Origin of the sequence: Chryseobacterium phosphatilyticum, assembly GCF_002899825.2 — a bacterium.
Taxonomy (GTDB): domain Bacteria; phylum Bacteroidota; class Bacteroidia; order Flavobacteriales; family Weeksellaceae; genus Chryseobacterium; species Chryseobacterium phosphatilyticum.
Window position 1 is genome coordinate 1 of sequence record NZ_PPED02000020.1, and the last position, 1,070, is coordinate 1,070.

1 protein-coding gene and 1 pseudogene are annotated in these 1,070 nt (G+C 64.4%); one reads left to right on the forward strand and one right to left on the reverse strand.

Features of this window, described 5'->3' with window-relative positions; translation table 11 throughout:
- Positions 1-561, forward strand: a pseudogene (locus tag C1631_RS25210) (IS3-like element ISMex5 family transposase); the annotation flags it as partial.
- A gap of 60 nt (positions 562-621) precedes the next feature.
- Here the strand turns inward: C1631_RS25210 and C1631_RS25215 are convergent.
- A partial coding sequence (locus C1631_RS25215; RefSeq protein ID WP_165828365.1) for a Tn3 family transposase occupies positions 622-1,070 on the reverse strand: 449 nt, incomplete at its 5' end.

Below are 1,070 nucleotides of genomic sequence, written 5' to 3' on the forward strand. Positions count from 1 at the left end.
GAGCGTCGCGATCACGTCTGGTCCTACGACTTTGTCGAAGCCCGCACGCACGAGGGCCGCAAGTTCCGGATGCTGAACGTGGTCGATGAGTTCACGCGGGAGTGCCTGGCGATCCGCGTCGCACGCAAGCTGAAGGCGGCGGACGTGATCGACGTGCTGTCCGACCTGTTCATCCTGCGCGGCGTGCCCGGCCATATCCGCTCGGACAACGGTCCGGAGTTCATCGCCAAGTCCGTGCAGGCCTGGATCACCGGTGTCGGCGCCAGAACAGCCTACATCGCACCCGGCTCGCCATGGGAGAACGGTTACGTCGAGAGCTTCAACGCACGACTACGGGACGAGCTTTTGAACGGTGAGATCTTCTACACGCTCAAGGAGGCGCAGATCGTGATCGAGAGTTGGCGTCTACACTACAACAGCGTGCGCCCGCACGCCTCGCTCGGCTACCGACCACCGGCCCCGGAGGTGTTCGTGCCGGCCTTCACCGCTTGGCCGGCTGCGCTCACCCGGTCGGCTCCGCCGGCCAAGCGACCCGTGGAGCAAAGGCCGACCCTGCACTAACTTAGAACTTGGACCACCGCGTGGGGGCCGATCAGTACACAGAACGGACCCAGATATACGCTAAGGTTTTGCCGTGCCTTCGACGGCGCGCATCTGGCGAAGCGGTCTGAGCGCCGTGGATGGCGCATCGGGATCGGTCCAGAGGTAATCGCCGGTGAGATTGATATGCTGCCAACCGAGCGGTGATAGGTGTTGCAGCAGGTCCGGCGGGACCGGCCGGCCGAGGTTGGCGAGATGCATCCGGGCGGCTTGCAGGTAGGTCGTGTTCCACAGGACGATGGCACCGGCGACGAGGTTCAGCGCGCTCGCCCGATGGCTTTGGGCTTGCAGCGCATGATCGCGGATACGGCCGATGCGATGGAAGAAGATGGCGCGTTTCAGGGCATTTTCCGCTTCTCCCTTGTTGAGTTCGCGGGTGGCGCGGCGACGCTGTTCGGGCTGCTCGATCCAGTCGAGCGTGAACAGGGTACGCTCGACGCGACCGATCTCGCGCAACGCCAGTGCCAGGC